The sequence below is a fragment of the Catonella sp. genome, assembly GCF_057250765.1.
In genome coordinates, this window is record NZ_DBHIEC010000004.1 from 48,449 (window position 1) to 74,971 (window position 26,523).

25 protein-coding genes are annotated in these 26,523 nt (G+C 38.7%); all 25 read left to right on the plus strand.

Annotated elements, in window-relative coordinates; translation table 11 throughout:
* The first annotated feature begins 46 nt into the window (after positions 1-46).
* The 25 genes from ACO6HM_RS03100 (at position 47) to scpB (ending at position 26,398) form a co-directional block, all read left to right on the plus strand.
* Positions 47-976, plus strand: coding sequence for a polysaccharide deacetylase family protein (locus ACO6HM_RS03100; RefSeq protein ID WP_485389719.1), 930 nt, complete (start codon positions 47-49; stop codon positions 974-976).
* Positions 977-989: 13 nt separating this feature from the next.
* On the plus strand, positions 990-1,832 hold the full coding sequence (locus ACO6HM_RS03105; protein ID WP_485389720.1) for a polysaccharide deacetylase family protein: 843 nt from the start codon (positions 990-992) through the stop codon (positions 1,830-1,832).
* Positions 1,833-1,845: 13 nt separating this feature from the next.
* The gene (locus tag ACO6HM_RS03110) at positions 1,846-2,697 is read left to right on the plus strand and encodes a bactofilin family protein (RefSeq protein WP_485389721.1); all 852 of its coding nucleotides are present in this window, start codon (positions 1,846-1,848) and stop codon (positions 2,695-2,697) included.
* Entirely contained in the window at positions 2,697-3,401 is a 705-nt protein-coding gene (pyrH, locus tag ACO6HM_RS03115) for a UMP kinase (RefSeq protein WP_485389722.1), read from the plus strand. The genes ACO6HM_RS03110 and pyrH overlap by 1 nt, the downstream gene beginning before the upstream one ends.
* A gap of 38 nt (positions 3,402-3,439) precedes the next feature.
* Positions 3,440-3,994, plus strand: coding sequence for a ribosome recycling factor (frr, locus tag ACO6HM_RS03120; protein ID WP_485389723.1), 555 nt, complete (start codon positions 3,440-3,442; stop codon positions 3,992-3,994).
* 48 nt (positions 3,995-4,042) lie between these two features.
* Positions 4,043-4,774, plus strand: coding sequence for an undecaprenyl pyrophosphate synthase (uppS, locus tag ACO6HM_RS03125; RefSeq protein ID WP_485389724.1), 732 nt, complete (start codon positions 4,043-4,045; stop codon positions 4,772-4,774).
* A 3-nt stretch (positions 4,775-4,777) separates the two neighbouring features.
* Positions 4,778-5,608: a phosphatidate cytidylyltransferase gene (locus ACO6HM_RS03130; RefSeq protein ID WP_485389725.1), complete on the plus strand. Its 831-nt coding sequence runs from the start codon at positions 4,778-4,780 to the stop codon at positions 5,606-5,608.
* The gene (gene dxr, locus ACO6HM_RS03135) at positions 5,608-6,774 is read left to right on the plus strand and encodes a 1-deoxy-D-xylulose-5-phosphate reductoisomerase (protein WP_485389726.1); all 1,167 of its coding nucleotides are present in this window, start codon (positions 5,608-5,610) and stop codon (positions 6,772-6,774) included. Before ACO6HM_RS03130 ends, dxr begins: the two co-directional genes overlap by 1 nt.
* A gap of 14 nt (positions 6,775-6,788) precedes the next feature.
* Positions 6,789-8,087, plus strand: coding sequence for an RIP metalloprotease RseP (gene rseP, locus ACO6HM_RS03140; protein ID WP_485389727.1), 1,299 nt, complete (start codon positions 6,789-6,791; stop codon positions 8,085-8,087).
* A 3-nt stretch (positions 8,088-8,090) separates the two neighbouring features.
* Positions 8,091-9,167 carry a flavodoxin-dependent (E)-4-hydroxy-3-methylbut-2-enyl-diphosphate synthase gene (ispG, locus tag ACO6HM_RS03145; RefSeq protein ID WP_485389728.1) on the plus strand — a complete coding sequence of 359 codons (1,077 nt, stop codon included), beginning with the start codon at positions 8,091-8,093 and terminating at the stop codon, positions 9,165-9,167.
* Position 9,168: 1 nt separating this feature from the next.
* Positions 9,169-13,563, plus strand: coding sequence for a PolC-type DNA polymerase III (locus ACO6HM_RS03150; RefSeq protein WP_485389729.1), 4,395 nt, complete (start codon positions 9,169-9,171; stop codon positions 13,561-13,563).
* A gap of 173 nt (positions 13,564-13,736) precedes the next feature.
* Positions 13,737-14,519, plus strand: a complete 783-nt coding sequence (udp, locus tag ACO6HM_RS03155; RefSeq protein ID WP_485381059.1) for a uridine phosphorylase — start codon at positions 13,737-13,739, stop codon at positions 14,517-14,519.
* A 121-nt stretch (positions 14,520-14,640) separates the two neighbouring features.
* Complete coding sequence (locus ACO6HM_RS03160) at positions 14,641-15,792, plus strand: BMP family lipoprotein (RefSeq protein ID WP_485389730.1); 1,152 nt, start codon at positions 14,641-14,643, stop codon at positions 15,790-15,792.
* A gap of 251 nt (positions 15,793-16,043) precedes the next feature.
* On the plus strand, positions 16,044-17,543 hold the full coding sequence (locus ACO6HM_RS03165) for an ABC transporter ATP-binding protein (protein WP_485389812.1): 1,500 nt from the start codon (positions 16,044-16,046) through the stop codon (positions 17,541-17,543).
* Entirely contained in the window at positions 17,536-18,600 is a 1,065-nt protein-coding gene (locus ACO6HM_RS03170; protein ID WP_485389731.1) for an ABC transporter permease, read from the plus strand. Before ACO6HM_RS03165 ends, ACO6HM_RS03170 begins: the two co-directional genes overlap by 8 nt.
* Before the next feature lie 2 nt (positions 18,601-18,602).
* A complete protein-coding gene (locus ACO6HM_RS03175) occupies positions 18,603-19,535 on the plus strand; it encodes an ABC transporter permease (RefSeq protein WP_485389732.1) in 933 nt (310 codons plus the stop codon).
* Between the two features lie 9 nt (positions 19,536-19,544).
* On the plus strand, positions 19,545-19,964 hold the full coding sequence (gene cdd, locus ACO6HM_RS03180; RefSeq protein ID WP_485389733.1) for a cytidine deaminase: 420 nt from the start codon (positions 19,545-19,547) through the stop codon (positions 19,962-19,964).
* Between the two features lie 17 nt (positions 19,965-19,981).
* On the plus strand, positions 19,982-20,695 hold the full coding sequence (locus tag ACO6HM_RS03185) for a Crp/Fnr family transcriptional regulator (RefSeq protein WP_485389734.1): 714 nt from the start codon (positions 19,982-19,984) through the stop codon (positions 20,693-20,695).
* Positions 20,696-20,782: 87 nt separating this feature from the next.
* Complete coding sequence (gene deoD, locus ACO6HM_RS03190; protein ID WP_485389735.1) at positions 20,783-21,490, plus strand: purine-nucleoside phosphorylase; 708 nt, start codon at positions 20,783-20,785, stop codon at positions 21,488-21,490.
* A 70-nt stretch (positions 21,491-21,560) separates the two neighbouring features.
* Complete coding sequence (gene deoC / locus ACO6HM_RS03195; RefSeq protein WP_485389736.1) at positions 21,561-22,226, plus strand: deoxyribose-phosphate aldolase; 666 nt, start codon at positions 21,561-21,563, stop codon at positions 22,224-22,226.
* Complete coding sequence (locus ACO6HM_RS03200) at positions 22,226-23,416, plus strand: phosphopentomutase (RefSeq protein WP_485389737.1); 1,191 nt, start codon at positions 22,226-22,228, stop codon at positions 23,414-23,416. The genes deoC and ACO6HM_RS03200 overlap by 1 nt, the downstream gene beginning before the upstream one ends.
* A gap of 265 nt (positions 23,417-23,681) precedes the next feature.
* Positions 23,682-23,921 carry a Fur family transcriptional regulator gene (locus tag ACO6HM_RS03205; protein WP_485389738.1) on the plus strand — a complete coding sequence of 80 codons (240 nt, stop codon included), beginning with the start codon at positions 23,682-23,684 and terminating at the stop codon, positions 23,919-23,921.
* 268 nt (positions 23,922-24,189) lie between these two features.
* Complete coding sequence (locus ACO6HM_RS03210; protein ID WP_485389739.1) at positions 24,190-25,032, plus strand: metallophosphoesterase; 843 nt, start codon at positions 24,190-24,192, stop codon at positions 25,030-25,032.
* Complete coding sequence (locus tag ACO6HM_RS03215; RefSeq protein WP_485389740.1) at positions 25,022-25,807, plus strand: segregation and condensation protein A; 786 nt, start codon at positions 25,022-25,024, stop codon at positions 25,805-25,807. Before ACO6HM_RS03210 ends, ACO6HM_RS03215 begins: the two co-directional genes overlap by 11 nt.
* Before the next feature lie 6 nt (positions 25,808-25,813).
* Positions 25,814-26,398 (plus strand): SMC-Scp complex subunit ScpB, encoded by a 585-nt coding sequence (gene scpB / locus ACO6HM_RS03220; protein ID WP_208428788.1) that lies wholly within the window; start codon positions 25,814-25,816, stop codon positions 26,396-26,398.
* The last annotated feature ends 125 nt before the right edge of the window (positions 26,399-26,523 follow it).

Here is a 26,523-nt window from a genome sequence, read left to right on the forward strand (position 1 = left end):
TATGATACAATGAGATGATACCATTTTTGTTTAGGAGTTAGGTTTGATGGATAAGGACAATAAAGACGAAAATAGTAAAAAAATTAAGAAGCTTTTAATTTTGATTGTTGTTGTCCTGCTTCTTATACCAACTGTTTTATGTGTTGTATTGTTTGTAAAATACAACAAATTAAGCGATGAGATTGATAGAATCAGACAGCTTAAAATAGAGCGTATCCTGGTTGCGCAAAAGAGGAATTTTGAAACAGAGATGATGACATCTATGTTTAGATTTGCCCAGAGTGAAGCCGATAAGAGAAAAGCTCTTATGCTTAAAGCAGAAGAGGAAGAAAGAATAAGGACAGCAAGAGGAAGGGTTTATCTTACTTTTGATGACGGACCTTCTGAAAATACGGAAGATGTTCTCAAAATACTAAAGAAAAATGATATTAAAGCTACTTTTTTTGTCATTGGAAGGACCGATAAGAAGTCTCTTTTGATGTACAAAAAAATAGTAAATGATGGCCACACGATTGCAATGCATTCGTATACCCACAACTATGGGTTGATATATGCCTCTCTAAAGAATTTTAAGAAAGATTATTATGCTATAAGTGATCTCATTTACAATACTACAGGAGTACGATGTAAATATTACCGTTTCCCGGGTGGAAGCAGTAATTCTGTATCAAAGATTGATATGAGTTTACCTATAAAATTTCTTAAAGATGAGGGCGTTGAGTATGTAGATTGGAATGTGATGAGTGGTGATGCTGTGCGAGTATCTTTGTCTGACAAAGTATTGTATAATAATGTCATGGCTGGTGTTCATAGTATGAAAAACTCTGTAGTCCTTATGCATGACTCGCTGGCTAGAGGAACTACGGTTAGAGCTTTACCGAAAATCATAAAAAGCTTAAAAAAAGAGAACTACCTTATATTGCCTATAGATGAAACTACTCCTGTAGTACATCATAGAATAAGGAAGTTTAGTTAAAGGAGAAAGAGTAGTGAGACACGACGAGAAGGCCGGAAATATAATTTCCTGCTTATCAGCTTTGTTGTTTGTAATTGTATCAGCTTTTGTTTTTAATTTTCTAATTACTGACTTTGTGTCACCGGACACAGCTATAGCAGCTAACCGCACCTTTAGTGCCATTAAGAGTGGAAAAGCAAAAAAGAAAGCTACAAATAAAACAAAGAAAAAGATACATCAAAAAACAGCATATTTAACTTTTGATGATGGTCCAAGCGTTAATACCGATAAAGTCTTAGATATCCTTGATAGATACAAGATAAAAGCTACGTTTTTTGTAGTAGGAAGAACAGATAAGGCATCAATTAGAAGGTATAAAGAAATAGTTAAAAGAGGACATAACATCGGGCTTCACTCTTTAACTCACAACTATAAACTTGTATATGCTAGTCTTGATTCATTTAAGAAAGATGTATATGCTATCAGGGATATAGTCAAAAAATACACCGGAATTGATTCCAAGATATACAGATTTCCCGGCGGAAGCAGTAATGGAGTAGCAAAGATAAATATGCATAAAGTCATAAAGTGGATTAGGTCAGCAGGATATCAGTATTTTGACTGGAATCTTGGAGGTACCGATGCCGCATATCCGCCACCATCTGCCAATGCAATATACAATGCGATAGCGATGTATGCAGGAAGTAATACAGATAAGATTGTACTCCTGCACGATTCACAGGATAAAGTAAATACATTAAAGGCACTGCCAAGAATCATTGAGCTTCTAAAAAGAGAAGGATATAGATTTGCCAAGATTACAAAGAACACAAAACCTGTTCACCACAGAGTGAATCCAAAATACAAAATAAAATAAATGGAGGTATGTTATGAGTTTTTTTAAGGATTTAAAGGAAGATGTTGGAGTTATGGGAGACTTTGAGAATGATGACAATCAGATGGTTGACACTTTAAGTGGCAGTAGTTCTGATGATTTTGATGAGTTTAACCTTTCTGAAGAAGACGCACTTGGTGTGGATGATGATATGATTGAAAAGATGCAGGATGAGGATAGCTTAAATCTTGAAAGCGAAGAAGTGGCTGCCGAAGATAATGTATATTCTGTGCCTGAATATCAGGAGACTGCGTATGTAGAAGAGAGTGAGCCTGAAACAACAGATGAAGAAGAGACTTTCAAGACTACAGAGAATAACCTTTATACAGGTGACATTGGAGCAGATACTGTCACTGTTGAGAGCCATCCGGGTGAGTTTGCTGAAGCTGATGGAAGCACAACTGTTATATCAAAGGGAACTGTTATACAGGGAAGCATTGTTTCTGACGGTTCTTTAGATGTATATGGTACTGTTAACGGAGATATAAGCTGTCTTGGCAAGCTTTCAATCTCAGGTGCCGTTAAGGGTAAATCTTCAGCTGCTGAGGTATATTTACATACTAACAAGCTTGACGGTGGGATTACAAGTAAGGGCTGTGTTAAGATTGCTGCAGGTACTGTAGTTATCGGCGATATTGCTGCTTCTTCCTGTGTAGTTGCAGGTGCAGTTAAGGGCAACTTAGATGTAAATGGTCCTGTTGTTGTTGATTCTACAGCTGTAATCAAAGGTAATATCAGCTCTAAGGGAATCCAGATTAACAGTGGTGCAGTTATTGATGGTTTCTGTGCACTTCCTTATGCATCAGTTGATATTGATTCTTTCTTTGGTGATGAGGTTGACGCTTAATGGATAGATATAAAAGAGTATTGCTAAAGTTATCAGGCGAAGCTCTTGCAGGTGACAAAAAGACGGGTTTTGATGAAGATACCTGCATAAGAGTTGCAAAGCAGGTAAAAGTGCTGGTTGATAACGGAACACAGGTAGGAGTTGTTATTGGTGGAGGCAATTTTTGGAGAGGCCGTACCAGCAATACGATTGACAGGACTAAGGCTGACCAGATAGGGATGCTTGCTACTGTTATGAACTGTATCTATGTGTCTGATATATTCAGATATGTAGGTATGAAGACTTCTATTCTCACTCCTTTTGAGTGTGGCAATATGACTAAGCTCTTTTCAAAAGATAGAGCACTTAAATACTTTGGAAAAGGTATGGTTGTATTCTTTGCAGGGGGTACAGGACATCCGTATTTTTCTACAGATACAGGAGCTGTGCTTAGGGCCGTGGAGATTGAGGCAGACACAATTTTACTTGCAAAAGCAATTGACGGTGTCTATGACAGTGATCCAAAGTCGAATCCAAACGCTAAGAAATACAGCGAAATTAGTATAGAAGAGGTGCTTGATAAAAAACTTGCTGTTATTGATCTGGCCGCCACAATTATGTGCTATGAGAACAAAATGCCTATGCAGGTATTTGGACTAAATGAAGAAAATAGCATCATTGACGCTGCAAGCGGAATCAATAACGGTACAAAGGTTACAGTATAATACAGACTAAATATAGAATAAACCCGGGGAGGTTACTTATGTCAGAAGCAACAAAAATGTATGAAGACAAGATGAATAAAACGCTTAATAATCTTAGTGAAGAGTACATTACTATAAGAGCGGGGAGAGCAAATCCTCATATTCTTGATAAGATAAAGGTTGATTATTACGGACAGCCTTCACCTATACAGTCAGTTGCCAACATATCAGTTCCTGAGGCAAGAATCATCCAGATTCAGCCTTGGGAAGCAAGTCTTATCAAGGCTATTGAGAAAGAGATTAATATGGCCAACCTTGGTGTAATTCCTAATAATGACGGCAAGTCTATAAGACTTGTTTTTCCGGAGCTCACGGAGGATAGACGTAAAGAACTGTCAAAGGATATCAAGAAAAAGGCTGAAAATGCAAAGATAGCAATAAGAAATATCAGAAGAGATGCTGTTGATCACTTCAAAAAGCAGGAAAAGGCTAACGAGATTACAGAGGATGATCTCAAAGGGCTTGAAGATGAGATTCAGAAGATAACAGATAAGTTTTCTGATGAAATCGAGAAAATGACCGAAGACAAGATAAAAGAAATAATGACAGTATAATAATAAATGGGGGTTCGGTTTATCCGCGCCCTCTTTTTGGGATATGATATGAGTGAAAATGAGAAGATTCCCAGGCATGTAGCCATAATACTTGATGGAAATGGAAGATGGGCAAAGAAACGAGGCTTACCTAGAACCTTTGGCCATCTTAAAGGTTGTGATAATGTTGAGCCTGTATGTAAGGCTGCATTTGATCTGGGTATTAAATATGTTACCATGTATGCGTTTTCCACAGAGAACTGGAAGCGTCCAAAGGATGAAGTTGACGAGCTTATGAAGTTGCTTGCAAAGTATATGAAGGATGCTATGAAGCTCTCTGTAAAAAACAATATGAGGGTAAGGATAATTGGCGATAAATCAGGGCTTTCAGATGAACTTAACTCGCTGATAGCTAAGCTTGAAGATGTATCTAAGGACTTTACCGGTTTGCAGCTTCAGATTGCCGTTAATTACGGTGGAAGAGATGATATTAGAAGAGCTTTTAAGGATATACTTACATCTGCACAAAAAGAAGGTTTGACTTACAAAGAAATTATAGATAATCTGACAGAAGACACCATAAGCAATAATCTGGATACTGCTGATATTCCAGATCCCGATCTTATGATACGTACGAGTGGAGAACAGAGGCTGTCTAACTATCTTATCTGGCAGCTTGCTTATGCTGAGTATTTTTTTACAGATACTTTGTGGCCTGATTTTTGCAAAAAAGATTTAGAAGAAGCCATTGAATTCTACAGTAGTAGAGACAGAAGATTTGGCGGTATTAAGAAAGGATAAACTATGTTTCTAACTAGACTAATAAGTGGAATTCTGCTTTTAATATTCACCTTTGTGACTATGTATTTTGGCGGGCAATTGCTGCTTGTTGCCTTATTTTTGATATCATTGATTGGTTTATATGAGCTGTATAAGGTCATGAAATTTGAGGATACCCCGCTTGCTGCAGTAGGATACTTAGGCGCATTTGCTTGGTATATAAATATCGATACCAGACCAAATGCTATAATTGATTTTAAAGTACCTGAGCTTATGATATTTTCAATTGTAGTTGTGGCTGCACTTTTGGTCTTTGTTATAAAATATCCAAAATACACTGCAAATCAGCTATTTAGTACGATTTTTGGTATATTTTATATACCTGTTATGATATCTTTTATATTTAAGACACGTGAGACCATAGCATTTGGACAGTGGCTTGCCTGGATGGCTTATGTAAGCTCTTGGGGTTCTGATACCTGTGCATATGTTGTCGGAAGGCTCTTTGGTAAGCATAAGCTGGCACCTATACTAAGCCCTAAAAAGTCGGTGGAAGGCGCAATTGGGGGAGTTCTAGGTTCTGCACTTATAGGCGTTATATTTGGACTTATTATGAGTAATTATACAGGAAAATCAGAAAACCTTATTGTGATATTTGCAGTAATTGGAGGACTGGGCTCTGTTATCTCTCAGATAGGTGACCTGGCTGCATCAGGAATCAAGAGAAATTATGATATCAAGGACTATGGGCATTTAATACCGGGGCATGGAGGCATTCTTGACAGATACGATAGTATGATAATTACCGCTCCTATTGTTTATTTTCTCTCATTTTACCTGGTAGGAAGGATATAATGAAAAGAATATCTATTTTAGGTTCCACAGGCTCTATTGGAACACAGACGCTTGACATAGTCAGGCTTAATGAAGATTTGAAGGTAACTATACTTACCGCGAATAAAAATATTAATCTGATTTTCACACAAATTTTAGAATTTTGCCCTGAATTAGTCTGTATTTTTGATATAATAGAAGCAGGCAAACTTAAAGGTATGCTTGAGGTTGCTATTACTGAGGGGAAACTCAGTAAAATGCCTGAGATAGTAACAGGAGTAGAGGGGCTGATTGAAGCAGCAGCTTACGAGAACTCTGACATAGTTGTTACAGCTGTTGTAGGCATGATAGGCATTAGACCTACGATAGCGGCTATAAATGCAGGTAAAGATATAGCCCTTGCCAACAAGGAGACTCTCGTTTGTGCAGGTCATATCATAATGAAGCTTGCTAGAGATAAAGGTGTTAGTATATATCCTGTGGACAGCGAGCACAGTGCTATATTCCAGTGTTTACAAGGAAAGGCAGATAATAGGATAAGAAGATTGCTGCTTACCGCCTCGGGTGGTCCATTTTTACATACTCCTAAGGAAGAGTTAAAAGATGTGACTCTTGAGAGGGCATTGAAGCATCCTAACTGGTCGATGGGAGCTAAAGTTACCATTGACTCGTCAACCATGGTAAATAAAGGGCTTGAGGTCTGTGAGGCAAGATGGCTTTTTGATACTGAGCCGGATAAAATAGAGGTGGTGATTCAGCCTCAAAGCATAGTACACTCAGCTGTCGAATTCGATGACGGAAGCGTAATAGCTCAGCTTGGAGTACCTGATATGAAGCTTCCTATATCATATGCACTTACCTTCCCTGAGAGAAGATTCGTATCGGACAATTACCTTGATCTTTTTGCCATATCAAAGCTTGACTTTATTAAGCCTGATTTGGAGAAGTTTAAGGGGTTAAGACTTGCCTTTATGGCTATAACTGAGGGAGGAAGCCTCCCTACTGTCTTTAATGCAGCAAATGAGGTGGCTGTGGCATTGTTTATACAGAAAAAAATCAGATATTTAGATATCGTTAATATTATAGAAGAAAACTTGAATAAACACATAAAGATAGAAAATCCAACAGTGGATGATATAGAAAGAATCCAAAATGAGATTCTACTTGGTGTTGAAAGCAGTATGTAAGGAAGGTGAACGATTTGAACATAGTTTGGGCTATTTTAATATTTTCATTAGTAGTAATTATTCATGAATTTGGACACTACTTTTTTGCCAGACTTGGAGGGATTAAAGTAAATGAGTTCTCACTTGGTATGGGACCAAGACTTTTCTCTTTTGATGCAGCAGGTACAAAGTGGTCTGTAAAGCTCCTTCCAATTGGTGGTTCCTGTATGATGGAAGGTGAAGATGAGTCAAGTGATGATGAAGGTGCCTTTGCCAATAAGTCAGTATGGGTAAGGATATGGACGGTTTTCGGAGGACCTTTATTTAACTTCATCCTTGCGTTTTTACTGTCTCTCTTTGTAATTGGCTCGATAGGAGTAGATAAGAGCAATATTGTTAGCGTAACAAAAGGATATCCCGCTGAAGAGGCAGGACTTAAGGCAGGAGATGTCATTACTAAAATAAACGGAACTTCCATAAATATCGGAAGAGAGGTTTCAAGCTACTTTGTATTTCATCCACTCTCTAGTGAGGACGTGAAGATAGAGGTAAAAAGAGGAGATGAAAAACTTGATTTTACTGTAAAGCCTCAGGAAAAAGAAAAGTTTTATCTGGGATTTACCTATTCTCCGGGAGATGGTGAGGCGATTATTGATAGTCTTACAGACGACAGCGTACTTAAGGCTGCAGGCGCAGCTGCAGGTGATGTAATTACCGCTGTAGACGGTACTGTAATAAAATCAGGCTCTGAACTTAACAATTACTTTGTATCTGCTCCTTTAGACGGAAAAGAAGTAAAGATTACACTTAAGAAGGCTGGCACGGGAAATACTGAGGAGATTTCTGCTACACCTAAAAGTGCCGGATCTTCTTATACTTTGGGACTTGTAAGCAATACTGCAAGAGAAAAATTAGGTGTAGTAGACACCTTATATTACTCATTAAACGAGACCAAGTACGTCGTAGTTACTACTATAGAATCTCTTAAAATGATGGTAACAGGAAGAGTAAAGCCTAAAGAAATAGCGGGTCCTGTCGGTATAGTAAATATGATTGGCAATTCCTACGAGCAGAGCAAGAATGATGGTATTATGGTCATCCTCCTTAGTATGGCAAGCATAAGCATACTTATTTCAGCCAACCTAGGAGTTATGAATCTACTTCCTATCCCTGCTCTTGATGGAGGACGGCTTGTATTCCTCATAATAGAAGCAGTAAGAGGCAAGCCAATTGACCCTGATAAGGAGGGAAGAGTTCATTTTGCAGGCTTTGTTCTCCTTATGTTACTAATGGTTGCAGTATTATTCAATGATATTTTAAGAATTATAGGATAAATTATGGAAAATGGAATTAAGACTACAAGAGTAGTAAAGATTGGAAACAGGGTTATCGGTGGCGGTAATCCTGTTTTAATACAATCAATGACAAATACTAAGACAGAAGATGTGAAGGCTACAGTTGCTCAGATTAAAGAGCTTGAAAAGGCGGGCTGTGACATAATTAGATGTGCAGTTCCTAATATGGAGGCAGCCCTTGCCTTTAAGGAAATTAAAGAGGCTATAAATATTCCTTTAGTAGCTGATATCCACTTTGATTACCGCCTTGCTATAGCGGCTATGGAAAACGGAGCTGATAAAATAAGAATAAATCCGGGCAACATAGGCTCTGAGGAGAAACTAAGGGCAGTGATAGATGTAGCTAAAAAGTATCAGGTACCTATCAGAGTAGGTGTAAACAGTGGTTCTCTTGAAAAGGAAGTTCTTGAGAAATATGGCAAGGTTACAAGTGAAGCTCTTGTAGAAAGTGCATTAAACAATGCTAAGCTGATTGAAGATATGGATTATCACAACCTGGTAATAAGCATTAAGTCATCCAATGTGATGGAGTGTATCAAGGCTCACGAGTTAATTGCAACGAAGACCGATATTCCTTTGCATGTTGGCATCACAGAGTCAGGCTCACTTATTTCAGGCAATATCAAGTCGGGTATAGGACTAGGGATTATATTATATCAGGGTATAGGAGATACTATCAGGGTATCACTTACAGGCAACCCTGTAGAAGAGATTAAGTCTGCCAAGATGATACTTAAGGCACTTGGGCTTAGAAAGGGTGGAGCTGAGATAGTTTCCTGTCCAACCTGTGGACGTACGAACATAGACCTTATAGGTCTCGAGGAAAAGGTAAATAAACTGCTTGAGGACTATATGGAGCTAGACATAAAGGTTGCTGTTATGGGCTGTGTGGTAAACGGTCCAGGCGAGGCAAGGGAAGCGGACCTTGGTATCTGCGGGGGCAAAAACGCAGGTCTCATCATTAAAAAAGGAGAAATTATTAAAAGGCTTCCTGAGTCTGAGCTTCTTATGGGACTTAAGGAAGAGCTTGATATATTAAAAGCTAAGGAAGGAAAGTAAGATGGATTTTCATGAGGCTTTTAACAACCTGGTTATAAATGAAGAGCTTGAAAGAGCTTTTAATGAAATATCAGTTGAAAAGGTAGTTGTATCAAAGGCAAGAGGGGAAATTACAGTAATAATAAAGGGCTTATCTCCTCTTAAAAGGAGTCATATTGTTTCTATGCAGTCTGCACTGAAAGGTCAGATATTTACTTCTAAGGAGCAGACAGTAATAATTGAGGAAAGATATGACTTATCGGGCTTTTCAGTCAAAAATATATTTGAAAAAAATAAGTCAAGTATCCTTGAGGAATTAAATGAACAGGGTAGGATATACTACAATATACTAAATAAAAGTAAGATAGATTTTGATGATTCTGCGATATATATAGAAAATGAGGATAATTTCATAATCAGGGAAAAACTAAAGGAAATATCCGCATGGCTAAAGCTTATATTTCTAAAAAGATATAACAAGGAAGTCTCCATCCACCTTAAGTTTAGAGAGATAAGTGAAAAGGAAAAGGAAGAAAAGGACAGCTTTACCATAGAGGAAATACTTGCTACAAGGCCTCAGGCAGAGCAGACTTCTAAGCCTAAGGCTAACAACAAACCTATGTCAGAAGATAGGGGTAAGAAAGGGTTAAGTGCGCCTACAGGTTTTAAGAAGAAGTCAATCCCTCTTGATCCGTCTGTGATTTACGGTAAGAACTTTGATGGTTCTTCTGTGGAGCTTAAGAATATAACTGAGGAACAGAGAAGTCTCATTGTCAGAGGCAGGATTCTTAAGCTTGATGAGAGAGAAACAAAAACAGGAAGATTTATTATTTCCATCGTAATCACTGATTTTACAGACAGCATTTCCTGTAAAATATGGGCTTCTCCGGAAGAAAAGGATGAACTTAAGAAAAGACTTTCTCCCGGTGCCTTTATTAAAATAAGTGCAGATGTACAGATGGATCCTTTTGATAATGAGCTTACCTTAAGTAAGGTGGAGGGCATCAAGGAAACAGAAGATTTTACATCAAAGCGCATAGACAAGAGCGAAAAAAAGAGGGTTGAGCTTCATCTTCATACAAACATGAGTGAGATGGACGCTGTAATTGATCCGGGTGCACTGCTTAAAACCCTGTCTGCTTGGGGACATAAGGCTGTTGCTATTACTGATCACGGTGTAGTACAAGGCTTTACCAATGCTCTTCATGCGAAAGACAATCTTAAAATGAATGATTTTAAGCTCATTTATGGTGTGGAAGGCTATGTAGTAGATGATGTTTCTCCTGCTGTAAGGATGGATGGGGGACAGAAGTTTACCGATCCTGCTGTTATTTTTGATATAGAAACTACAGGCTTTGGACCTAAGAACTGCAGAATCATTGAGATAGGCGCAGTTAAGGTTGCTGACGGTAAGATTATAGGCAAGTTCTCCTGCTTTGTGAATCCAAAGCAGAGTATACCTGAGGAAATAACTAAGCTTACAAGCATTACTCAGGAAATGGTTATAAATGAGCCTGAGATAGATATTGTACTTCCAAAGTTTTTAGAATTTTGTAAAGGCTGTTTTTTAGTTGCACACAATGCTTCCTTTGATACCAGCTTTATATTTGAAAACATGGAGCGACTTGGACTTAAGGGAGAGTTTACCATAGCGGATACAGTAACCATGTCAAGGGTACTTCTTCCGGGACTTAAGAACTATAAGCTTGATACAGTAGCTGATAGACTGGGAATTGTACTTGAACACCACCATAGGGCAGTTGACGATGCAGGCTGTACTGCTGAAATATATATCAAACTCTGTGAGCTTGCAGATGAGCGGTTTGGTAACTCGCTCCTTAGCAATTTTAATACAAAAGAGGGGTTTGACGCTGAAACAATCAAGAAAATGGGCACATCCCACATCATTATCCTGGCAAAAAATGACATAGGTAGGATAAACCTGTATAAACTGGTTTCATTGTCTCATCTTACATATTTTCAGAGAAGACCAAGAATTCCCAAGAGCCTTTTAATGAAGTACAGAGAAGGACTTATTCTAGGTACAGCCTGTGAGGCAGGAGAGCTTTATCAGGCTGTTCTTAGAAGGCATGGTGAGGATGAGATTGAAGAGATTGCCAAGTTCTATGATTATTTTGAAATTCAACCGCTTGCCAACAACAGCTTTATGCTAGAGAATGACAGAGTACCTGATATTACAGACAAAGAAGATTTAAGAGAAATAAATAGAATAATAGTAAACCTTGGTGAAAAATATAACAAGCCCGTAGTTGCTACCTGTGATGCACATTTTATAAATCCTGAAGACGAAATATATAGAAAATATCTTCTCTGGTCAAAGGGAATGAAGGATGCAGACAGGCCTTTACCTCTCTATCTTAGAACTACGGAAGAGATGCTTGAAGAATTCTCATACTTGGGTAAGGATAAGGCAGAAAAGGTGGTAATTACCAATACCAATCTTATAGCAGATATGATTGAAATAATCTCTCCTGTAAGGCCTGACAAATGTGCTCCTGTCATCGAGAATTCGGACGAGGAACTTAGAAGAATCTGCTATGACAAGGCCCACGAAATATATGGCAATGACCTTCCTAAAAAGGTAGTAGACAGGCTAGAGCACGAGCTTACCTCAATCATTTCAAATGGCTTTGCGGTTATGTATATAATTGCTCAGAAGCTAGTGTGGAAGTCAAATGAAGACGGATACCTGGTTGGCTCCAGAGGTTCAGTAGGCTCTTCATTTGTTGCCTTTTTATCAGGAATTACAGAGGTTAATTCACTATCTGCGCATTATTACTGCAAACATTGCCATTTCGTTGACTTTGACTCTGAGGAAGTAAGGAGTTACTCAGGAAGAAGCGGCTGCGATATGCCGGATAAACCTTGTCCTGTCTGTGGAGAGCCACTTGTAAAGGACGGACACGACATACCTTTTGAGACCTTCCTAGGCTTTAACGGAGACAAGGAGCCTGACATAGACCTTAACTTCTCAGGAGAATACCAGGCAAAGGCACATGCTTATACTGAGGTTATCTTTGGTGAAGGACAGACTTTTAGAGCAGGCACAATTACAGGTGTGGCAGATAAGACGGCCTACGGCTATGTGCTTAAGTACAATGAAGAGCACGACAACATTGTTATGCGAAGGTCTGAGATAGAAAGAGTTTCTCTTGGCTGTATAGGGGTTCGGAGGTCTACAGGACAGCATCCCGGAGGAATCGTAGTTCTTCCTCTTGGAGAAAATATCAATACCTTTACACCTGTTCAGCATCCTGCCAACGATATGAGTACACCTATAATTACAACTCACTTTGATTATCACTCAATTGACCACAATCTTTTGAAGTTAGATATACTGGGACACGACGATCCTACTATGATAAGGATGCTTGAGGACCTTACAGGAGTGAATGCACAGGGTATCAGGCTTGACGATGAAAATGTCCTTTCACTCTTTAACGGACTTACGGCATTAGAAATAGAAGCGAAGGACTTAGATGGTTATGACCTAGGAAGCCTTGGTGTGCCTGAATTTGGTACAGATTTCGTTATGCAGATGCTTAGAGAAACTAAGCCTCAGACATTTTCAGATCTTGTGCGTATATCAGGTCTTTCTCACGGAACCGATGTATGGACAGGTAATGCACAGACTCTAATCGCAGAGGGAAAATGTGAGTTAAAGACTGCAATCTGTACAAGAGATGATATTATGATATACCTCATAGACATGGGGCTTGAACCAGGACATGCCTTTAAGATTATGGAAAGTGTACGTAAGGGTAAGGGACTTACTCCTGAATGGGAACAGGAAATGATAGAGCATAATGTACCTGACTGGTATATCTGGTCTTGTAAGAAGATTAAGTACATGTTCCCTAAGGCACATGCTGCAGCCTATGTAATGATGGGCTTTAGAATAGCCTATTTCAAGGTATATCATCCACTTGCCTATTACTCCGCATTTTTTAGTATAAGGGCAAAGGCATTTGACTATGGCTTATTCTGCTTTGGTAAAGAAAAGCTTTTAAGCGTCATAAAAGATATTAAGAAGGTTGAAAAGAGACATAGAAATAAAAAGGATGAAGATGTACTGGGAGATGCCTACATTGTACTTGAGATGTATGCTAGAGGTTTCGAATTCATGCCAATTGACATATATAGGGCAAAACCGAAGCAGTTTCAAATTATAGACAATAAGATAATGCCCGCTCTTGTAAGCATAGAAGGACTCGGAGATAAGGCTGCCTATGCCCTCTATGAAGCCGCTAAAAAAGGTAAATTTCTTTCAAAAGACGACCTTAAACAAAGAGCAAAAGGCACTACTCAGACTGCAATAGACAAGATGACAGAGCTTGGTATTATAAGTGAACTTCCTAACTCCAGCCAGATATCTTTGTTTGATTTTATGGGTTAATTTATAGCCATTTGGCGTATATCATTAATTGATTTTGACACAATAATTTCAAATACCTGTTAAAAGAGGACAAATGTCCTTTATTATTTGATGAAAAAAATATAAAATCTAATTAATAATTAAAAAATATTATACAAACTTCACAAAGAAATAAATGTTGTTTGGAGGAAACTATGATTGATTATGCTGAGGGTTCAGGCAAACAGTATCATACAGGATTAGCTAAAGGTGATGTAGGAAGGTATGTTATTCTTCCCGGAGATCCTAAAAGATGTGCGAAGATAGCGGCTCATTTTGACAATCCCGTACTTGTGTCTGATGTTAGAGAATATGTGACATATACAGGCACCTTAGATGGTGTGAAAGTAAGCGTTACATCAACAGGTATAGGAGGTCCATCTGCAGCCATTGCAATTGATGAGCTTTCAAAATGCGGAGCCGATACCTTCTTAAGAGTCGGAACTTGTGGAGGTATGCAGGATGAGGTTATGGGAGGAGATATTGTTATTGCAAGCGGTGCTATTCGTATGGAGGGCACCAGCCGCGAATTTGCTCCTATAGAGTACCCTGCTGTTGCCAACATTGATGTTATGAATGCCATGATAAATTCTGCCAAAGAGCTAAATGAAAGATACCATGTTGGAGTAGTTCAGTGTAAGGATTCTTTCTTTGGACAGCATGAGCCTGAGATTATGCCTGTTAGCTATGAGCTTCAAAATAAATGGCAGGCGTGGCTTAGAATGGGCTGCCTTGCTTCTGAAATGGAATCCGCGGCATTATTTATTGCAGGAAGCTTCCTTAGGGTAAGGGTAGGCTCTTGTTTTCTTGTTGTAGCCAATCAGGAAAGAGCTAAGAAAAATCTTCCAAATGAGCAGGTACACGATACAGAGGCAGCCATTGCCACTGCCGTAGGTGCCATAAGACTATTGATTAGTCAAGATAAGTCAAGCACCTAATCTACCATACAATGATGAGATAAGTATAATTTTTGACTGTTAAATCAAGACTTTTTAATATTTGGTTACTGCTGCCAAAAGGCAGTATAACATAAAACTTTCTTAAAAAAGGAGAAAAGAAATGAAAAAAAGACTTTTATCAATGGCTCTGTCTGCAGTTATGGTGCTTTCATTAGCAGCTTGCGGCGGACAGGCAAAGGATTCCGCAAGCACAAAGAGTGCTTCAAAGACCACCTCTGCTACAAGTGCAGCTAGTACTACAAGTGCAGCTAGTACTACAAGTGCAGCCGGAAGTGCTTCATCAACTAAGTCAGGCAGCACCACGACTGCTAAGTCTGACTTAAAGGTTGGCCTTATTACTGATGTGGGCGGTATCCATGACCACTCTTTCAACGAGACTTCTTGGAAGGGTATGGAGAGAGCTAAGGAAGATTTTGGTGTAGAGATTAACTACCTTGAGTCAAAGACTGATGCTGACTACTCAAGTAACATCGAAAGCTTTGTAGACGAAGACTATGACCTTATTGTATGCGTTGGTTTCAAGCTTGCTGAGGCTACAAAGAAGGCTGCAGAGTCACATCCTGATAAAAAGTTCGCCATCATTGATGATGCTTCCAATGCATCACTTCCAAACGTTACCTGTCTTACATTCAAGCAGGAGCAGGCTTCTTATCTTGTAGGTTATGTAGCAGGACTTGTTACAAAGAAAAACAATGTTGGTTTTGTACTTGGTATGGCAAGTGAAATGATGAACAAGTTCGGTTACGGCTACCTTGCAGGCGTATATGCAGCCAATCCTAAGGCAACAGTTCAGCAGATAGACGCAAATAACTTTGCAGACCCTGCTATTGGTAAGACAAGTGCAACAACTATGATTACCAATGGAGCAGATGTTATCTTCCACGCAGCAGGTGGTACAGGTGTTGGTGTTATCCAGGCTTGCCAGGAAAATAAGATATCAGCCATCGGTGTAGATACAGACCAGAGCTCATTAGCTCCTGATACAGTTATCACATCAGCTATGAAGAGAGTAGACAATGCTGTCTATGATTCAGTTAAGCAGCTTGTAGATGGTACACTTAAAGGCGGAGAAGTTGTATATGACCTTTCAAAGGGTGGTGTAGACATAGCTCCTACTACAAAACTTCTTTCTGAGGATGTACTTAAGAAGGTGGAAGAAGTTAAGGCTAAGATATTAAGTGGTGAAATCGTTGTTCCTGGCACAAAGGCTGAATTTGAAAAAGAATATGGTGATAAGTACGAGTTAGACTAATTAGGATGTCACTTTACCTTTTATTTACAGCCATGGTTATTAAAGTGCTACAGCGTTGTTAAGCTAGGTAGATATCTGCAGCTGCCGTGGGTTTTTGCGGTAGTTGCAGATGATAATAATATCATATTTTGAAAACAGTGTTTTATGTCTTAAACATTATTTTGAGAGTATGATAGTCAAAATATCAGAAAATGGGAGGTAAGGCTGTGGGCAGTGAAAGTCATGTTGATGAAAATGTCATTGCTGTAAAAATGGAGAACATAGTAAAAAAGTTCGGAAGTTTTACTGCAAATGATGGCATTAATCTAACTGTGCATAAGGGTGAGGTTCATTCCATACTTGGTGAGAACGGTGCGGGTAAAAGTACCCTAATGAATGTACTCTACGGTATGTACAGACCTACAAGCGGACAGATTTATATTAAGGGTGAGAAAGTTGATATATCAAGTCCCAAACACGCCATAGAGCTTGGTATAGGTATGGTACATCAGCATTTTATGCTAATACAGCCATTTACCGTTACAGAAAACATAGTCTTAGGTATTGAGCCTGTTAAAGGTGTCAAGATTGACTACAAGCTTGCAAAGAAAAATGTGCTTGAGATATCTGAAAAATACGGAATGCAGGTTGATCCTGATGCCAAAATTGAAGATATTTCCGTGGGAATGCAGCAAAGAGTTGAGATACTTAAGGTTCTTTACAGAGGTGCCGATATCCTCATTCTTGATGAGCCTACAGCATCACTTACACCTCAGGAAATAGATGAACTTATGGTAATTATTAAAAATCTTACTAAAGACGGTAAGAGTATAATAATCATTACTCATAAGCTTAAAGAAATAAAAGCCTGTTCAGATAACTGTACAATTATCCGCCAGGGAAAATATATCAATACTGTCAAAGTTGACGAAGTAAGTGAGTCTGAGCTTGCAGCCCTTATGGTAGGGCGTGATGTCAATTTTAAGGTGGAGAAAAAGGAGCAGGAGCCTGGTGCAGAGGTGCTATCGGTAAAGAATGTGAGGGCAAGAGACTATAGAGGAGTAGAGATACTAAAAGGCTTTGACATAGCTGTAAGAGCAGGTGAAATAGTAGGACTTGCCGGTGTAGACGGCAATGGACAGACAGAGCTGGTTGAGATATTAAGCGGTCTTAAAAAGGCTGATTCCGGTGAAATTACTATGAATGGAAAAGACATATTCAACAAGACACCTCGTGAAATATTTGACAAGGGTCTTTCAAGCATTCCTGCAGACAGACAAAAGCATGGACTTGTCCTTGAGTTTTCAATTGAAGATAATCTCATTTTACAGCATTACAATGAGGCACCATATTCAAAAGGATTTATACTTGTCCGTAAAGTTATACGTGAGCACGCAACCAAGATGATGGATAAGTTTGATATAAGGCCAAGAGGTGCTGAGGCTAATCCTGCCGGAAGCCTTTCAGGAGGCAATCAGCAAAAGGTTATAATAGCTAGGGAGGTTACCAACGATAAGGATTTACTTATAGCAGTTAACCCTACCCGAGGTCTTGATGTTGGAGCTATTGAGTTTGTGCATAAGTATATAGTTGAGCAGAGAAATAAAGGGAAAGCAGTCTTGCTTGTGTCTTTCGAGCTTGATGAGATTATGAATCTCTCAGACAGAATAGTTGTTATAAGCGGCGGTAAAGTAGCAGGTAGCATGCAGGCAAAAGAGGCAAAAGAAGGTGAACTAGGATATATGATGGCTGGAGGTGAGCAGAGTGAATAAGAAAAAGAGTATTTTACAAAGCAATTTCCTATATACCGTTATAGCCATTATAATCGGTTTCCTTATTGGTGCCATCTTCTTAGTTATCGCAGGCATAAGCCCGGCAGTAGCATATAGTAAGCTGATTTCAAGTGTATTTAGCAAACCAAAGTTTTTGATGTATACTTTGGTTTATTCAGCGCCTATCATACTTACTGGTCTTTCGGTAGCATTTTCCTTTAGAACCGGTGTCTTTAATATAGGTGCTGAAGGGCAGTTTGTTGTTGGAAGCATAGCAGCTACTCTTGTAGGAATTCTTGTGAAACTGCCCGCAGTTATCCATGTTCCTCTATGTATTATAGCCGCAATGGCAGCTGGAGCTTTCTGGTCATTCTTATGCGGCCTTATGAAGGTAAAGCGTGGTATTCATGAGGTTATCTCATTTATTATGTTTAACTGGATAGCATTTTACCTCTCTAATTTCGTAGTTAACCTTAAAGATGTAAAGGTAGAAGGAGGCGAGGCTTCAAAGAACCTTGAAGACAGTGCAAGGATACTTTTTCCTGCATCTTGGGTAGACAGCATAAAATGCCCTGATGCCAACTGGGGTATAGTTATAGCTGTAGTTACTGCTATAGCTATTTGGGTTATTATAGAGAAGACCACACTTGGTTATAGGCTGAAAGCAGTAGGATTTAATAAGCATGCTGCTGATTATGCGGGAATAGATGCAAATAAGTCAATACTTACCGCACTTTGCATATCCGGAGCACTTTCAGGACTTGGTGGCGCCGTACAGATTATGGGGCAGAGTGGACGACTTGTACAGTTTGCAGGTCAGGAGGGCTATGGCTTTGAGGGTATTTCTGTAGCTCTTATCGGAAGTTCTAATCCTATTGGCTGTATATTTGCAGGATTATTCTATGGAGCTATGAAGTTTGGTGGCTCTAAGCTAAATATGGTTCAGGTTCCATCTCAGATAATTAGTATAATTATGGGCTGTGTAATTATTTTCATAGCTATTTCACACGTATTTAAGTACTTGTTTCTTAAAGTTACCAAAAAGAAGGAGGCATGATAATGAATTTTCTAATCCAAAACCTTGGTCTTTTGATTAACGCAGCTTTAATTGCAACACCTCCACTTCTTTTGGCAGCTCTGGGCTCTTGCTTCTCGGAAAGAAGCGGAGTAGTAAATATCGGCATTGAAGGTATGATGACAATAGGAGCTGTTACCGGAGCAATAGCTGCCCTTACCACCAAGAACGGTATCTTGGCATTCATCATTGGTGGCCTGGCCGGTGCAGTATTTGGTCTCATCCATGCGGTAGTTTGCATTCATTTTCATGCTGACCAAACCATTGCAGGAACAGCTATCAACTTTATAGGACCTGGACTTGCTGCCTTTACCTGTATGGTACTTTACAATTCCACTGACAGCCCTGCGATTCCTTTGGAGGACAGACTTCCTAAAATGTTCAATGATGTATTTGAAGCAGGAAGCTTTGGAGCAAATGTCCTTAATGTATATTCTATGGCATATCTTGTTTTTGTATTTGCTATCATTGCTAACTTCGTCTTTTATAAGACTAAGCTTGGAGCTCATCTTCGTGCCTGTGGGGAACATCCTGTAGCCTGTGAATCACTTGGTATCAATGTTTACCTTGTAAGATATATCTGTGTAATCCTTTCAGGATTTTTATCAGGACTTGGTGGAGCATTTTGCACACTTGCAACAGTTAGCCAGTTTAAGCCTACTGTTATTGTGGGGCAGGGCTTTATAGCGATAGCAGCTGTAATCTTTGGGAAATTTTCTCCTATGGGCGCACTTAAGGGCTGTCTTATCTTTGGCATCTGTAACGGTATCAAAGCACTTGCTAGTCAGGGGAACATGGTATCGCCTAACCTAATTTCAATGATACCCTATGTAGTTACAATCTTTGCCCTTATCTTCTTTGTAGGACGGGCAGATGCTCCTGCAGCCAACGGAAAGCCATATATCAGATCAAAATAAGGAGTGTATATGGATTATAAAGAATTGGTAAAAATGGCGCTTGAAGCCAGGGAAATGTCTTACTCTCCATATTCTAATTTTAAGGTAGGAGCTGCACTTCTTACGAAAAATGGCAAGGTATACAAGGGCTGTAATATAGAAAATGCAGCTTATTCACCCGGAAACTGTGCAGAAAGAACAGCAATATTTAAGGCTGTCAGCGAGGGGGAGAAAGACTTCGTGGCCATCGCCATAGTAGGAGGACACGTAGATAATGATGAATTGACTATCTGTCCACCTTGCGGGGTTTGTAGACAAGTTATCAATGAATTTGTAGACTGCGAAGAGTTTGACATAGTTTTAGGAACCAATAAACCAATAGACATGAAGGTATTTAAGCTTAAGGAACTTCTGCCACTTGGATTTGGGCCGAGAGACCTTGCCAAATAAAATTATGGGAGTTCGTAATGAGTGATTTAGATAATGTATGGAAATACCTAAGTAAAGATAGCCACGAATATCTGGAAAGGTTCTTAAAGAACGCGCCCAGATGGCTTCTCGAAGAGTTCAGAGAACTTTCTTTGCCAAAAGATACTGAATTCATTACTGAGAATGAGAATGCGGGAACTGTATTTATTCTACTTTCCGGAATTGTAAAAGGAAGTGACTTAAGAGTATTCCCCATTGCATATGACTTTATGAGATTCTATCCAATAGAGGTTTTTGGAGGAATGGAGTTTGTACTGGAGGAAGAAACCTACAGAACTACTCTTGTAACAGTTACAAATTGTAGGTTTTTGAAGCTATCAAGAGAGCATTTTGCCAAATGGGTATCAAATGATATAAATGCAATGAAGATGTTCACTGAAGCTATGACAAAATATCTCTTAGAACAATGTAGAAAGGAAAGACTATTTCTTTTCCTTCAGGGTGAAGACAGAGTTTTGTTGTTCTTACATGACTTCTATGAGAAAAACCATTTAGGAGATAAAGTGATTATAAACATGAGCAGAAATGATTTGGCAAGGAGTACCGCTCTTTCCGTCAGAACTGTCAATCGTACTGTTAAGGACTTTATAGAGCAGGGAATTTTGATGAAAAATGGCAGAAAACTGGTGCTGCCATTTGAGAAGTATAGAGACATTAAAAACAGGCTTGCGGATAAGATAGATATAGTCTGATTCTTATAGGCTTAGCGTAAGCCAAAGTGATAAACCATGATTTTGTAAACCAATGACAAAATATAAAATTATAAGGAGGATGTTACTATGCCGATACCAACACCACACATCAGAGCCAAAGAGGGAGATTTTGCAAAGACAGTGCTAATGCCGGGAGATCCGCTTAGGGCTAAGTACATAGCTGAGACTTACCTTGAAAATCCGGTTCTTGTAACAGATGTTAGAAATATGCTTGGTTTCACAGGTACTTATAAGGGTAAGAGAGTATCTGTAATGGGCGGAGGTATGGGTATGCCTTCAATAGGAATATATTCCCACGAGCTTTTTAACTTTTATGGAGTAGAAAATATAATAAGAATTGGTTCTGCAGGTTCTATAAGCGAAAGCTGCCCTGTTAGAAGTGTTGTAATAGCTCAGGCAGCCTGCACCAATTCCTCTTGGGCTAAGCAGTACGAGATACCGGGGACTTATGCTCCTATTGCTAACTACGGACTACTTTCATCAGCTGTAGAGATAGCTAAGAAACAGGGAACACCTACAGTTGTTGGAAATGTACTTTCTTCAGACCCTTTCTATTGCGACCTTAATGATCCTCATAGTGCTTGGATAAAGATGGGAGTTCTTTGCGTTGAAATGGAAGCCGCAGCCCTATATATGGAAGCTGCTAGAAGTAAGAAGAATGCCCTTGCTATACTTACAATTTCAGACAATATTATAACTGGAGAAGAATTAAGCTCTGACGAGAGACAAACAGGATTTGGAAAGATGATGGAGCTTGCACTTGAATTAGCTTAAAATAGAATATTCGACTATTGTAGAATTGTTTTCTGCAATAGTCGAACGTATATTGAAAGGATGGTTTTTAATGACACAAAAGGAGATGCTCACCCATGTTGACCACACTTTACTCACACAGACGGCTACTTGGGATGAGATTAAACAGATTTTAGATGATGCTATGAAGTACAAGGTTGCTTCTGCCTGTATACCTGCAAGCTATGTAAGAAAAGCCGCTGATTATGTTGACGGAAAACTTGCAATCTGTACAGTAATAGGCTTTCCAAATGGCTATGACACGACTGCTTCCAAAGTGTTTATGGCTAAGGATGCCTTAAATAACGGTGCCAGTGAAGTAGACATGGTTATAAATATTGGTTGGCTTAAGGATAAAAAGTACGAAGAGCTTGAAACAGAGATTAGAGAGATAAAAGAAGCTGTAGGAGATAAGATTCTTAAAGTAATAATTGAAACTTGTCTGCTAACTGGTGAAGAGAAAATAAAGATGTGTGAGATTGTAACCAAGGCTGGAGCTGATTATATTAAAACCTCAACAGGTTTTAGTAAAGCTGGTGCAACCTTTGAGGACATAAAACTCTTTAGAGAACATGTTGGTAAAAATGTAAGGATTAAGGCAGCCGGCGGTATATCAAGTCTTGAGGATGCATATAAGTTTCTTGAACTTGGTGCAGACAGACTGGGTACAAGCAGAATAGTGAAATTAGTCAAAGGACAGGAGGCGACAGGATATTAATGAGTAGATTTAATCGTGTATTTTTGATAGTTATTGACTCTATGGGTATAGGAGCAATGCCTGATGCTGAAAAGTTTGGGGATATCGGAGTGGATACCTTGGGACATATATCTGATACGGTTGAACATTTTAACATACCCAATCTTAGAAAATTAGGACTTGCAAATCTTAAGCCACTTAGTAAAGTAGAGCCTGTTGATAAGCCTCTTGCTTATTATTGTGCACTTAAAGAGAAGAGTAATGGCAAGGATACCATGACAGGACACTGGGAAATGATGGGAATCCATACCACAACTCCTTTTGTAACCTTTACTGATACAGGCTTTCCAAAAGAGCTTTTGGATGAATTATCAAAGCGCTGTGGAAAAGAAATAATAGGAAACAAGAGTGCCTCAGGAACTGAGATCCTTGAAGAGCTTGCGGAAACCGAAATAAATGAAGGAAAGATGATAGTCTACACCTCTGCTGACTCTGTGCTCCAGATATGTGGAAACGAGGAGACCTTTGACCTTGCAAATCTCTATAGATGTTGTGAAATAGCCAGAGAGCTGTGTATGAAGGATGAATGGAAGGTAGGAAGGGTTATTGCAAGACCTTATGTAGGCAAGAAGAAGGGTGAGTTTAAGAGAACTGCAAACCGCCACGATTATGCTGTTAAACCTCCTATTGATACTGCTCTTAATGCGCTCAAAGATGCAGGTTTTGATGTAATTTCTATTGGTAAGATAAACGATATCTTTGTCACTGAGGGTATCACGGAGGCTTATAAGTCTAATAGTTCAGTGCATGGCATGGAGCAGACTATAGAGGAAGCAAAGAAAGACTTTAAGGGGCTTTGCTTTGTAAATCTCGTTGATTTTGATGCACTTTGGGGACATAGAAGGGACCCTGTAGGCTATGGTGATGAGATAGAGAAGTTTGACGTAAAGCTTGGAGAACTCTTAGATGTGATGCGCGAAGACGACTTGCTTATAATTACTGCCGACCATGGCAATGACCCTACTTATACAGGAACCGACCATACCAGAGAAAAGGTGCCTTTCCTTGCATATTCAAAGAGCTTAAAGGGAGCGGGCGGCATACCTGAAAGAGAGACATTTGCAGATATGGGTGCTACCATTGCTGAGAATTTTGGAGTTAAGATGCCTGAGGGAACCATCGGAACTTCAATGCTTGAAGAATTAGTGTAGTTCGATATTGACAATCATTTTCAAATGTTTTAATATAGTATGATACAAGTGTCAAAAGTATAAAAATTCGATTGGGGCTTGCTTGCAAGAGAATTTATTATCTTTTGACACGCAAAAAATATGAGCAAGTAGCCATTTTTTGCAAAAAAATGAGCGGATTACGAATATTTTTGCAAGGATTGCTAAAGCTACGCTGTAGCAATCCTGTATCAATGGGTGTCAAATACTTTTGACACTTGTATCATTATATTAAGGGGTTGTTGATATGACGAGTGAACAGGTTATTGAAAGATTGAAGTTAGACGGATGCCGGATTACTAAACAGCGCAGGCTTATAATTGATGTAATCATGAATAACGACTTTAATTCCTGTAAAGACATTTATTATCAGGTTGCTGAGAAGGACAAGACAGTCGGTATGGCTACTGTATATAGGATGATTAGGCAGCTTGAGGATATGGGAATAGTACATAGGATTGATACAATCGAAATAGTTAGCGTATAAATTATATACACCGATTATGATTATTTTAAATTTAATATATCATGGTCGGTGTTTTTATGTTACAATAGTAATCTGGTGTCATAGCATAATTATCTGCTGTAACCTTTTGTAATCAATGCTTATGTACCCAATACAATGATGCTGCTTGCAAAATTATATAATTTGATGATGAATTACTTGCAAGAGGTTATTTTACATTTTTCTAGGATTGCTTTGATTTTACTTTTAGCGATCTAAAATTTATAGATGATTGGAAAGGGGATAATGTTTGGTCTTAGGTAAAGGATTATATATAAAAAAATATCAGGTATACTCACCGAAGTTACCATTATCCTTTGATGGATTTAGATTTATATTTATTTCAGATTTACATGGAAAAAAGTATGGAAAAAACAACACAAAGCTACTTGAAATGATATATAAAGCAAAGCCTGACTGTATACTAATAGGCGGTGATATGGTTGTTGGTGGAATAAGCAGGAGATGTAAGGAGGGTTATAGACCTCTTTCAAAAGAAACAGTTAATACTTCTATAGATTTGATAGCTGAACTTACGTCGAAGTACACTGTTATACATGCGCTTGGTAATCACGAGGAGAAGCTTCATCCTGCACTTTGGGATGAATATAAATCAAAGCTTAAAGAGCTAAATGTAAAACTACTTGATAACGATAGATTCAGCCTTGTCAGAGAAGATGACTGTATTGACATTTATGGACTTAGTTTAGGAGAAGAATTTTACCCAAAATTTAAGAGAAGTAAATTATCATTAGATAGTGTCGAAGAGAAATTGGGAACAAAAGGTGACAACTACACTATACTTATGGCACACTCACCGCTTTATTTTGAGACTTACAGTAAGTGGAAGGCTGACCTAACACTTTCAGGTCATTTACATGGTGGAATTATGCGCCTGCCATTTGTTGGAGGAGTGATAGGACCTGACTTTTTTATATTTCCTAAATACTCAGGAGGCTTTTATTCAGAAAATGGCAGCAACATGATAGTTTCATGTGGTGCAGGCACCCATACTATCAATTTGAGGGTGTTTAATCCACCGGAAGTTACTCTTGTAGAATTAAAATTTGGAGAGAAATTACATGGGAATTGAAGTTAAGCTTGAAGTATTTGAAGGTCCTCTAGACCTCTTACTTCATCTCATTGAGAAAAATAAAATAGACATTTATGATATACCTATAGCTGAAATTACAGATCAGTATATGGAATATGTTAATCAGATGAAAACGGCTGACCTCGATACTATGAGTGATTTTCTTCTGGTTGCAGCTCAGCTTATTAATATAAAGTCTAGGATGTTATTGCCTAAGGAAGAAAAGGAGAACGGGGAGGAGATTGATCCGAGAGAAGATCTTGTAAAGAGGCTTATTGAATACAAGATGTATAAATACTCTGCAGAACTTCTTAAAGGAAAAGGAGATTTTGCTTCCTCCTACCTTTTTAAGGAACCAACCATACCTAAGGAAGTCTCTGAATATGCACCAAAGCCTGAAATTCAGGAAATTATAGGTGACTTGACCCTTGCTAAGCTACATAACATCTATAATTTTGTTATTAAAAAACAGACAGATAAAACCGATCCTATCAGAAGCTCGTTCGGAAAGATTAAAAAAGAGCCTATAAGCCTATCCGAGTCTATAAATGAGCTTCAAAACTTCGCAAGAGAGCATAAATTCTTTAGCTTTAAGGAATTTCTTATCAATCAGCCTTCAAGACTGCATGTAGTTGTGAGTTTTCTTGCTGTGCTTGAGCTTATGAAGGTTGGAGCCATAAAGGCGGTTCAGGATGATAATGTTTCAGACATTTCGATTGAATTTGTTGAAGAGAAGATGTTTACTAAAGAAGATTATAAGAACATGGGAGAGTAATAAGTCGTGGAATTGAAGATACTTAAGGCTAAGATAGAGGCCATACTTTTTGCAATAGGCAAATCAGTAAGGCTTACAGCTATTGCCGAAGCGGTAGAGCTGGATGAAGATACAGTTAAGAAGGTCATCCATACAATGATGGATGAATATGAAGATGAGGGACATGGTATCAGTATAATCGAGCTTGAAGACTCATTTCAAATGTGTACTAAGGCAGAGATGTATGAAACTCTAATTAAGGTGACTAATGTACCTAAAAAGCATAACCTTACCGATGCTTTGCTTGAAACCCTTTCAATCGTTGCTTACAAACAGCCTGTAACCAGGGCTGACATAGAGGCTATAAGAGGAGTTAAGTCAGACCATGCGGTTAACAAGCTTATTGAATACGGACTCATTGAGGAAGCAGGCAGGCTCCAGGCACCGGGTAAGCCTTTAGTTTTTGGTACCACAGAGGATTTCCTGCGCTCATTTGGTATTAAGTCACTTGAGGACTTGCCGGTTATAGGACAAGAAGCTGAAGATGAGTTTAAGCTTGAGGCTGAAAAAGAAGCTCAGCTGTCTTTTGAGGATTTAGAAAAAATTGACTAAAAAGTCGTGTTTTTTATAAAAAACTTAAAATACACTTGTACTTTTCCAGTTATAAGATTATAATTATAATCGGCAGTAAATTGGATGTTTTATACTGTTCAGTTTATTACTTATAAAAACCAAAC

Bases quoted from the DNA above. Each gene is read 5' to 3' on its own strand.
- ACO6HM_RS03205 (WP_485389738.1), top strand. From the start codon at position 23,682: ATGACGAGTGAACAGGTTATTGAAAGATTGAAGTTAGACGGATGCCGG.
- cdd (WP_485389733.1), top strand. From the start codon at position 19,545: ATGGATTATAAAGAATTGGTAAAAATGGCGCTTGAAGCCAGGGAAATG.
- ACO6HM_RS03165 (WP_485389812.1), top strand. From the start codon at position 16,044: ATGGAGAACATAGTAAAAAAGTTCGGAAGTTTTACTGCAAATGATGGC.
- ACO6HM_RS03130 (WP_485389725.1), top strand. From the start codon at position 4,778: ATGTTTCTAACTAGACTAATAAGTGGAATTCTGCTTTTAATATTCACC.
- ACO6HM_RS03215 (WP_485389740.1), top strand. From the start codon at position 25,022: ATGGGAATTGAAGTTAAGCTTGAAGTATTTGAAGGTCCTCTAGACCTC.
- ACO6HM_RS03160 (WP_485389730.1), top strand. From the start codon at position 14,641: ATGAAAAAAAGACTTTTATCAATGGCTCTGTCTGCAGTTATGGTGCTT.
- pyrH (WP_485389722.1), top strand. From the start codon at position 2,697: ATGGATAGATATAAAAGAGTATTGCTAAAGTTATCAGGCGAAGCTCTT.
- dxr (WP_485389726.1), top strand. From the start codon at position 5,608: ATGAAAAGAATATCTATTTTAGGTTCCACAGGCTCTATTGGAACACAG.
- ACO6HM_RS03100 (WP_485389719.1), top strand. From the start codon at position 47: ATGGATAAGGACAATAAAGACGAAAATAGTAAAAAAATTAAGAAGCTT.
- deoC (WP_485389736.1), top strand. From the start codon at position 21,561: ATGACACAAAAGGAGATGCTCACCCATGTTGACCACACTTTACTCACA.
- ispG (WP_485389728.1), top strand. From the start codon at position 8,091: ATGGAAAATGGAATTAAGACTACAAGAGTAGTAAAGATTGGAAACAGG.
- frr (WP_485389723.1), top strand. From the start codon at position 3,440: ATGTCAGAAGCAACAAAAATGTATGAAGACAAGATGAATAAAACGCTT.
- deoD (WP_485389735.1), top strand. From the start codon at position 20,783: ATGCCGATACCAACACCACACATCAGAGCCAAAGAGGGAGATTTTGCA.
- ACO6HM_RS03175 (WP_485389732.1), top strand. From the start codon at position 18,603: ATGAATTTTCTAATCCAAAACCTTGGTCTTTTGATTAACGCAGCTTTA.
- ACO6HM_RS03110 (WP_485389721.1), top strand. From the start codon at position 1,846: ATGAGTTTTTTTAAGGATTTAAAGGAAGATGTTGGAGTTATGGGAGAC.
- udp (WP_485381059.1), top strand. From the start codon at position 13,737: ATGATTGATTATGCTGAGGGTTCAGGCAAACAGTATCATACAGGATTA.
- uppS (WP_485389724.1), top strand. From the start codon at position 4,043: ATGAGTGAAAATGAGAAGATTCCCAGGCATGTAGCCATAATACTTGAT.
- ACO6HM_RS03185 (WP_485389734.1), top strand. From the start codon at position 19,982: ATGAGTGATTTAGATAATGTATGGAAATACCTAAGTAAAGATAGCCAC.
- ACO6HM_RS03150 (WP_485389729.1), top strand. From the start codon at position 9,169: ATGGATTTTCATGAGGCTTTTAACAACCTGGTTATAAATGAAGAGCTT.
- ACO6HM_RS03200 (WP_485389737.1), top strand. From the start codon at position 22,226: ATGAGTAGATTTAATCGTGTATTTTTGATAGTTATTGACTCTATGGGT.